6 protein-coding genes are annotated in these 8,433 nt (G+C 59.6%); 3 read left to right on the plus strand and 3 right to left on the minus strand.

Annotated features, from left to right (window positions below; genetic code table 11):
* Window positions 1-152: 152 nt before the first annotated feature.
* The gene (locus tag CDA63_RS19440; protein ID WP_088466121.1) at window positions 153-1,322 is read right to left on the minus strand and encodes a ribonuclease D; all 1,170 of its coding nucleotides are present in this window, start codon (window positions 1,320-1,322) and stop codon (window positions 153-155) included.
* Between the two features lie 287 nt (window positions 1,323-1,609).
* Between CDA63_RS19440 and CDA63_RS19445 the strand changes: the two genes are divergently transcribed.
* Together CDA63_RS19445 and CDA63_RS19450 are read left to right on the plus strand one after the other, a co-directional pair.
* On the plus strand, window positions 1,610-4,702 hold the full coding sequence (locus CDA63_RS19445) for a SusC/RagA family TonB-linked outer membrane protein (protein WP_088466122.1): 3,093 nt from the start codon (window positions 1,610-1,612) through the stop codon (window positions 4,700-4,702).
* Between the two features lie 33 nt (window positions 4,703-4,735).
* Window positions 4,736-6,106, plus strand: coding sequence for a RagB/SusD family nutrient uptake outer membrane protein (locus CDA63_RS19450; RefSeq protein WP_088466123.1), 1,371 nt, complete (start codon window positions 4,736-4,738; stop codon window positions 6,104-6,106).
* A gap of 79 nt (window positions 6,107-6,185) precedes the next feature.
* Here CDA63_RS19450 and CDA63_RS19455 read toward each other — a convergent pair whose 3' ends face one another.
* Window positions 6,186-7,091 (minus strand): prohibitin family protein, encoded by a 906-nt coding sequence (locus CDA63_RS19455; protein ID WP_088466124.1) that lies wholly within the window; start codon window positions 7,089-7,091, stop codon window positions 6,186-6,188.
* A 184-nt stretch (window positions 7,092-7,275) separates the two neighbouring features.
* Window positions 7,276-7,752: a hypothetical protein gene (locus tag CDA63_RS19460; protein ID WP_088466125.1), complete on the minus strand. Its 477-nt coding sequence runs from the start codon at window positions 7,750-7,752 to the stop codon at window positions 7,276-7,278.
* 202 nt (window positions 7,753-7,954) lie between these two features.
* Here CDA63_RS19460 and CDA63_RS19465 point away from each other — a divergent pair, with 202 nt between their 5' ends.
* Complete coding sequence (locus CDA63_RS19465) at window positions 7,955-8,215, plus strand: hypothetical protein (protein WP_088466126.1); 261 nt, start codon at window positions 7,955-7,957, stop codon at window positions 8,213-8,215.
* The last annotated feature ends 218 nt before the right edge of the window (window positions 8,216-8,433 follow it).

Consider the following 8,433-nt stretch of genomic DNA (forward strand, 5'->3'; position numbering starts at 1 on the left):
CCTCCAAAGCCGGCCTACAACCCAACGACCGGATTCTGACCGTCGGCCAGGAGTCCATCCGCTTTTTCCCCGAGTTGCAAAAGGCCCTCAAGGCCCACGGGTGTCAGCACGAAAGTCTCACCTCTCACTTCTTGGTACTCACTTCTAACTTCCTACTTCTCGAATGGCTTTGCTACCTGTGCGAAGTCTACTTGGTGCTTCTGGGCCGTATCGGTCAGAATCTGGTGCTGCCAGGGGCGCAGGGTCTGGTCGGCGCCTAGCTCAATGATGTCGCCCATGAGGCGGTTGCTGAGTACCAGGTTGGCCATGATGGGGTTGTAGTCGGCGGCCAGGTGGGCCTTGAGCGTGATGAGCAGGGCCTCGCGGGCATCGGCTTCGGCGGCTTTGGCCCCACTCAGGCGGCGGCGGAAGGGGAAGCGACGCTGGTCGGCGGGCAGGGGCGGCTCGGCGGGGCGGTCTTCCTGGCTCAGGGCCACGAGGCGGTCGGCGAAGGAGCCGCGCTTGAGTTCGGGATGCAGGCCATTGGCGTTGCGCAGGTGGCCGGAGCTCGTCACGGGCAGGCGAGTGAGCTCAGCAAGCCGGTCGTTGCTGGCCACCATGTACGAGGGCCGGTCGATGTGGCGCGCTACTTCGTCGCGCAGCATGAACAAGTCGCGGAACATGGGTAGCTCGGGGGGCATGATGCGGTATTTGCCGGCCAGGCGCATATAAGGGCGCTCATCGCGCGAGTAGCGCACCTCTTCAAGCGCTTGGTTTTCCTGCTCGGCCCAAGCCGTGCGGCCCAGCTCGGCCAGTTTGGCGTCGAGGCGGTCGGTGAGCTCGAACAGATACAGCACGTCGTTGGCCGCGTACTGCTTCTGAGCTTCGGTGAGGGGGCGCTTAAGCCAGTTTGACTTCTGCTCGCCCTTGTCCACTTCCAGCCCTAATTCCTCTTGAATGAGGCGACCCAGCGAGATGTTGTTGTCGGCCTCGGCCAGCAGCGTGTACTGCACGCTGGTGTCGACGATGTTGCGCACGTGCACGTCGTAGAGCTCATCGAGCAGCAAAATATCGGACTTGCAGCTGTGGAAAACTTTGGCCACCGCCGGGTCGCGCAGCACCTGCCAAAGCGGCTCCAGTTCCTGGTCCGGGTTGGTTAGGGCCAGCGGGTCAATCAGGTACACCGTCTGGTCGTCGAACACCTGAATGAGGGCCAGATTGCGACCGTAGCGGTGGCGCATATCGTCAAATTCCAGATCGAGGGCCACGCGGGGGCTTTGGTGCAGCGCCTGGGCTGCCTGGGCTACGGCGGCTCCGTCGGTGAGGTACTGAATATCGGGCATCAACTAGATAAGAAAAATGAAGGCCCGAAAAACCAACCGGGCAATGGTAGTAAAGGTAGGAAGTGGGCGGCTGGCAAACCACCGGGCTGATAAGTAAATGGGGTAGCACTTGCATTATTCATGGGTTCGGTTGCAAATTGACAATCAGTTGCAAGCTGCTCCGGTTCGCGATTCTGTCGCGGGGTCCGGTCGTGGGCATGTTGGCCTGCTTGGCAGAGGCCTTTGTGCTTGCTGATCAGCAGCTTGGTATTTTCCACTCTTACACCCCAGCCGGGGTTCCCCTTGATATGAGAAAAAACTACTTACTGCCCCTGATGGGTAGCCTGCTGGTGGCCACGACGGCCGTTGGCCAAACCCGCGCCGTCAGCGGGCGCGTGACCGACGCAGGTGGTTCCGGTCTGCCAGGCGTGACGGTGTTGGAGAAAGGTACCTCCAACGGTACTAGCACCGGTACCGATGGCAGCTTCACGCTAAGTGTGCCGGCCGGAGCCACACTGGTTATCAGCTCTATTGGATTCGAAACCCAGAGCGTGTTAGTGGGAAACCGCACCAACCTGCCCGTTACGCTCCGCAGCAACGCCACGGAGCTGGGCGAGGCCGTGGTAGTAGGCTACGGTTCACAGTCGAAAGCTGATCTGACGGGCTCGGTAGTGCAGCTTGGTAGCAAAGAAGTAGCCAACGTGGCGCTGCCCTCGTTCGAGCAAGCTATCCAGGGGAAAGCGGCGGGTGTATTTATTGAAAGCGGCAGCGGCAAGCTCGGCCAGGGCATCCGGGTGCGGGTGCGGGGGGTATCGTCCATTAGCGGCGACAACCAGCCGCTGTATGTGGTCGATGGCATCCCGGTGGTGTCCGACAACCTTTCGTCGACTTCGGCCGCGACCAACCCGATTTCCGATATCAACCCCAACGACATTGCCAGCATCAGTATCCTGAAAGACGCGGCGGCCTCGGCCATCTACGGCTCGCGGGCGACCAATGGCGTGGTGCTGATTACGACCAAGCGGGGGCAACAGGGCGGTACGCGCTTCACGGTCGGCTACCAGACCGGCCGGAGTGAGCCTACCCGTAAGCGTGAATTCCTCAACGCTGAAGAGTACCGGACGCTGCTAACCGAAGCCCTGCAAAACTTTGGCTCGTCGGCGGCTTCTATCGATGCCCGCCTGACGCGCTACGCCGCTGGACAGGCCGACTACGCCACCAACGGGGTAGACACCAACTGGCAGAACGAGACTTTTCAGAAGGGTCGGTTCAGCCAGTACGACATTAGTGCCAGCGGTGGCAACGAGAAAACCAAGTTCTTCTTTTCGGGCCAGTACAGCGACAACAACGGCATTCTGGTTGGCAACCGCTACCAACGCATCAACACCCGCTTCAACCTCGACAACCAGGCCACCGACCGGCTGAAGCTAGGCCTTAACATCGGCCTCTCGCGCTCCGACAACCAGCGCCTGCCTAACGACAACGCGTTTAGCTCGCCGATGCAAATCGTGGCCCTGGCCCCGATTACGCCCTTTATCGACCCGCGCTCGGGCCTGCTCAGCGGGGTGCTCGACCCCAGCACCGGCCAGCCGAACTCGACCTACCCGTTCTACTACAACCCCCTCATCAGCGTCCGAAACGGCAACTACCTCACTACTTCGTATCGGGTGCTGGGCAACGCCTACGCTCAGTTCCGGTTGCTGCCGGGGCTAATGTTCAACTCGCAGCTTGGTACCGATATTATCAACCAGGATGAAAACCAGTTTCTGGGGCGCGTAACGGCCCGCAATACTGGTCCGACCAACGGCTTCGGCTTCAATGCGGCCACTACCAGCGCCCGGGTTGTAGTGAACAACTTTCTAGCTTTCGACAAGGTCCTCAACGAGCTGCACACGCTGGATTTTACTCTGGGCACCTCCTATGAGGCCACGCAGATAAAGTCGAACAGCGTAACGGGCTCGCAGTTTGCCTCCGACTCATACAAAACGCTGGTTAGCGCCGCCCAGATTACCGCGGGCGCTACGAATCAGACGGAGAATACGCTGGTTTCTTACTTTGGGCGGGCCAGCTACAACTACGCCGGCAAATATCTGGCCGGCCTGAGCGCCCGCCTCGACGGCTCTTCACGGTTCGGAGTGAACAAGCGCTACGGCTTCTTTCCGGCCGCTTCCGCGGGCTGGCTGATTTCAGAAGAGTCCTTTTTGAAGGATAACGCCGTGCTGAGTATGCTCAAAATAAGGGGTAGCATTGGCCGTACCGGCAACCAGGGCTTCGCCAACTTTGCCTCGCGGGCGCTGTATTCGGGCACTTCGGGCTACGTCGGCATCCCCGGCCAGCGCCCCTTGCAGCTGGCCAGTCCCGACCTAACCTGGGAAACAACTACTCAGACTGACGTAGGCCTGGAATATGGCTTCTTACAGGGCCGCATCAGTGGTGAAGTGGATTTGTATCTGAAAAAAACCACCGGCCTGGCCCTCTCGCAGCCAGTACCCGGCACGTCGGGCTTCGCTACGCTGTTTAAGAACGTGGGCAACATGGAAAACCGCGGTATCGAGCTGTCGTTGACCACCCGCAACATTGAAGGGCCCTTCAACTGGACGACGAGCGTAAACGCGGCCCGCAATCGTAACCGCGTTACCAAGCTTGATGGCCCGCCGATTCTGGGCAACTTCCTTAACCGGGCCCAGGAGGGCCAGCCGCTGGGCGTATTCGTGGGGCCGGAGTACGCCGGCGTTGACCCAGCCAATGGCAACGCGCTTTATTACCTCAACACGACCGACACCAACGGCAACCTGAACCGGAGCACCACGGCCAACAGCAACGAGGCCGAACTGGTGCCGCTGGGCAACCCCAACCCCACCTGGACCGGGGGCTTGACTAACACGTTCAGCTTTAAGGGTTTCGATCTGACGGCGACGCTGGTGGGCGTATTCGGAAACAAGGTGTTCGACGGGGGCGCGCAGTTTTACTCAACTGGCTTCAACAACGGACCCGACAACCAAACCCGCGACCAGCTCAACCGCTGGCAAAAGCCGGGCGACATCACCAACGTGCCGCGGGCCGAGTATTTCGGCGGTAACGGCATTGCCCTCTCGTCGCAGTTCGTGCGCAACGGCTCCTACGGCCGCCTGCGCACGGCCACGTTGGGCTACAACATTCCGGTGGCCGTGGCGCAGCGGGCCAAGCTGCAATCGGCCCGGGTGTTCGTGCAGGGCCTAAACCTGCTTACGTTCACTGACTACAAGGGCTGGGACCCGGAGGTGAGCACCGACTATCTGGCTGGAAATTCCAACCCCACCACCGGAGTTACCAACACGCAGGGTAACATCAACCAGGGCATTGACTTTTATACCGCCCCCCAGCCCCGCACCTACACCATTGGCGTAACGCTGGGCTTTTAGTCTGGTTGCTAACATCCCTCAGAACCCGAACTCATGAAGAAAATACTGTATCAGGCGGCCGTAGCCGCCTTGCTAAGCACCAGCCTGCTGACGGCTTGCAACAAAAAGCTCGACGTAGATCCGGTTGATAACATCGATGCCAGCACGGCGCTGGCCACCTCGGCCGACGTGGAAGCGGCGATGGTGGGTGCCTACACCGGCATCCAGAACGTCGATGCCTACGGCGGCTACTTCCAACTCACGAGCGACTTGCTGGCCGACAATGGCGACATTGCGTTCGTCGGCACGTTTATTCCGCCCAACCAATTCCAACGCAAGGTAATATTGCGCGACAACGGTTTCGTGCAGACCATGTGGCTGAACGCCTATAATACTGTTAACCGCGTCAATAGTGTGTTGGGGGCCATCGACCGGCTCGACACGCCCGGCAAGCAGGCCCGTATCGAGGGCGAAGCGAAGTTCGTGCGCTCGTTGCTTTACTTTGATTTGGTGCGGCTCTTTGGCAAAGCCTGGAACGACGGTAACCCGCAGAGCAACCCGGGGGTGCCGCTGGTGCTTACGCCCACTACCGTAATTTCGGCCGCCAGCCAGGTTAGCCGCAACACAGTGGCCGAAGTGTATACCCAGGTGATTGCCGACTTAACTACGGCCGAAAATTTGCTACCGGGCAGTAACGGCTTCTTCGCCAACAAATACGCCGCGGCCGCTTTGCTGGCTCGCGTATACTTGCAGCAAGGCAATTACCCCGCCGCCGCCGCCGCCGCCAACCGTGCCCTTCAGGTTCCCGGCGGAGCGTTGGTACCCAGCTACGCCGACGAATTTACCTCTAACAACGACTTGCTGGGCAATACCTCGGAAGATTTGTTCGCTATTCAGGTTACGGCCCAAAGCGGGCGTAATGAGCTGAATACGTTCTATTCGGCCAGCCGGCGGGGCGACGTTGAGATTCAAAAGCAACTGCTGGATCAGTTTGAGAAAGGTGATACCCGGGCCAAGCTCTTCCGCACCCTCAGCGGCGTCGTCTACACCACGAAGTACGACGTGCTCTACGGCAACATTAAGCTGTTGCGGCTGGCCGAGATGTACCTAACCCGCGCCGAAGCCAACTTCCGGGCCGGCACCAGCGTAGGGGCCTCGCCCCTCAGCGACATCAACCGCATCCGGGAGCGGGCGGGTTTGCCCGCTCTGACCACGCTTACGTTGCCCGCTGTTCTTAAGGAACGCAAACTGGAACTGCTGTTTGAAGGCTTTAGTCTCCACGACCTCAAGCGCACCCAGGGCAGCACTTCGCCGCCCAACATGCCTACGGAGGTTATTCCCTTCAGCTCCAACCAACTGGTGTTACCCATTCCGTTACGCGAAATCAACGCCAACCCCAACTTGGTCCAGAACCCCGGCTACTAGTCATTGCTGCTTGACAGTACCGCAAAAAGGCCGCCTCGGAGTCCGGGGCGGCCTTTTCGTGCTCTACAGCCAGGCGGATTTACTTATCTGAAATGAGCAGCTGAGTACTTTTACCGCCCCCTGTGATGATGACTTTGGTGTTGGGCGAGAGGGCAATTTCCTTGTTGGCCTTGATGGATTCGTACTGCAAGAGTTTGTCGCTGAGCTCGTTGTTGATGATTTTCTGGTAGTCGGCGATGCCCTGGGCCTCCACGCGCTTGCGGTCGGCTTCCTGACGCTCTTTCTGAAGTACGAACTGCATTTTCTGGGCTTCCTGCTCGGCCGAAATCTTGCTCTCGATGCTGCGCTTGACGGCGACCGGCAACTGGATGTTGCGGATCAGGAGTTGGTCGAGCTGGAGGCCATTCTTGCGAAAATCGTCCTCAATGCTCTTGTAGATGCGGGTCTGGAACTCGTCGCGGCGGGTCGAGTAGAGGGCCACGGCGTCGTAGTACACGGCGTTGTCGCGGATGCGGGTGCGGGCGATGGGGCGCACAATTTTGCTCTCATAATCGGCCCCGATGGTGGAGAGGATGCGGGGCGTTTCGGCGGGAATGACGTGGTAGAGGGCCGTCAGGTCGATAACTACTTCCAGGCCGTCGGCCGAGAGCACCCGGATGGCATCGTCGCCGGCCTGCTGGCCTTCGTTGCGGATGGCCGACATGGTGTAATTCTGAGTTTTGGTATCGAAGCGCGTGACTTCGACCAGCGGATTGACGATGTTCAGGCCGCTGGGCAGCACCCGTTTTTGCACCTGCCCGAAGAGCGTCTGCACGCCTACTTCGCCGGCGTCAACCTGAATAACGGTGCTCAGGGCTAGGCCCAGCACCACCAGCAGCGCCCCGGCGGCCAGCAGCAGCCCCCGGTAGGCGCCAATGGCCGACACGTTGCGGCGGGCCGTGAAGCCGACCACCAGTAAAATCAGTCCAAGAATGGCAAGGGTCATAGGAAAAGGGAGAAGTTGGCGAGAGAAGGTTCAGTCAGAAGATAACAAATAATTGAAGCAGAAAGCCTGTCATTCAGAGCAGAACAAGAATCTCGCTGTAGGTTGGGTTACTAATCCAACCTCGGCACGCGAGATTCTTCGTTCTGCTCTGAATGACAGGCTTTTTTACGCTGTGGGTAAAAATCTAGCTCTCGTCCTCCTCGTCGTCGCGGCTGAAATCAAGGGTGGGTACCAGCCGCAGCGCCTCCCGAATCACGTCGTCCATCTGGGGCTGGGAATCGGCGTCGAGGGTTTGCTCGAATAAGTGCAGCAGCTGCTCGCCATCTTCGTTGACGTAGAGGTTGGCGTAGAGGCGCTCGAAGGCGGCGGCTTCTTTCTGAATGGTGGTATCGATGGCGGCTACCGATGGGGCCTTGAGGGCGCGTAGCAATACATCGAGCACTTTGCGGGCCTCGTCGAGGTCACCCAGCTCGGCCAGCAGCTTAAGCAGCGTCAGGGCCACGCCCAGGCGCACGCGCTCGAAGCAGTAGGGCAGGTCGGCGGGGCTGGCCTGCTCGAAGGTGCGGTAGGCGTCGCGGGTGGCGGGGGTCAGGTAGCGGGTAGCCGCGGCGGGCTCGGCAAAGGCCAGGTCGAGCAGGCGCTGGTAGGGAGAAAGGAGCATCAGGACAGGGGAAAAGCACGGGGCTCGGGCGGGCGGGCCGAAGCGGGAGCAGCCAGGCAGCCGGGTCAAAAAATAACGGCGCGGCCGGAAACTCCGCGCCCAAAGGTACGATTGTATAGACGGCCGCAGCCGAAAAACCCGTTTGGTCGTTATCTTAGCAGCTTCGGTCGACTTCGTTCCACCCCGCACTCGTTTTCCCCCTATGACGCACAAAGAAAAATGGCTGGCTTTCGCTCCGGCCGGCTTGCTCACCATCGGCCTTGGCACTTGCTTGGTGCAGTGGGCCGCCGATAAAAAGCGCCGCCACGAATCAACTACCGAGTGGGTGTCGGCCGGCACGGCTGCCTTGCTCGTGCTCAACGCCGGCATCAGCCTCTTCGGCCGCGGCGTCGTAGAAAAAGTAAAGCACGACATCAGCAACCACCTCGACGTGCCCGATTACGGCAATATCGGCCGGCTGTAAGGGCAAGATTTAATGAACGTCATTCTGAGCGAAGCCGGAGGCGAAGTCGAGGAATCTCTACCGCAATGCTAACCTTGGTGTTGGTTTTACTATTGCGGTAGAGATTCTTCGACTTCGCCTCAATTATACGAAACAATGCATCCGCAACCGGTCATTTCACCATGAAACGCCATGAATTCTCCTGCGAATTTCGAGTGGTGGCACCGCAGGGCACTTGG

The organism is Hymenobacter amundsenii (genome assembly GCF_002204745.1).
Taxonomy (GTDB): Bacteria; Bacteroidota; Bacteroidia; order Cytophagales; family Hymenobacteraceae; genus Hymenobacter; species Hymenobacter amundsenii.

Bases quoted from the DNA above. Each gene is read 5' to 3' on its own strand.
- CDA63_RS19460 (WP_088466125.1), bottom strand. From the start codon at position 7,752: ATGCTCCTTTCTCCCTACCAGCGCCTGCTCGACCTGGCCTTTGCCGAG.
- CDA63_RS19450 (WP_088466123.1), top strand. From the start codon at position 4,736: ATGAAGAAAATACTGTATCAGGCGGCCGTAGCCGCCTTGCTAAGCACC.
- CDA63_RS19455 (WP_088466124.1), bottom strand. From the start codon at position 7,091: ATGACCCTTGCCATTCTTGGACTGATTTTACTGGTGGTCGGCTTCACG.
- CDA63_RS19445 (WP_088466122.1), top strand. From the start codon at position 1,610: ATGAGAAAAAACTACTTACTGCCCCTGATGGGTAGCCTGCTGGTGGCC.
- CDA63_RS19440 (WP_088466121.1), bottom strand. From the start codon at position 1,322: ATGCCCGATATTCAGTACCTCACCGACGGAGCCGCCGTAGCCCAGGCA.
- CDA63_RS19465 (WP_088466126.1), top strand. From the start codon at position 7,955: ATGACGCACAAAGAAAAATGGCTGGCTTTCGCTCCGGCCGGCTTGCTC.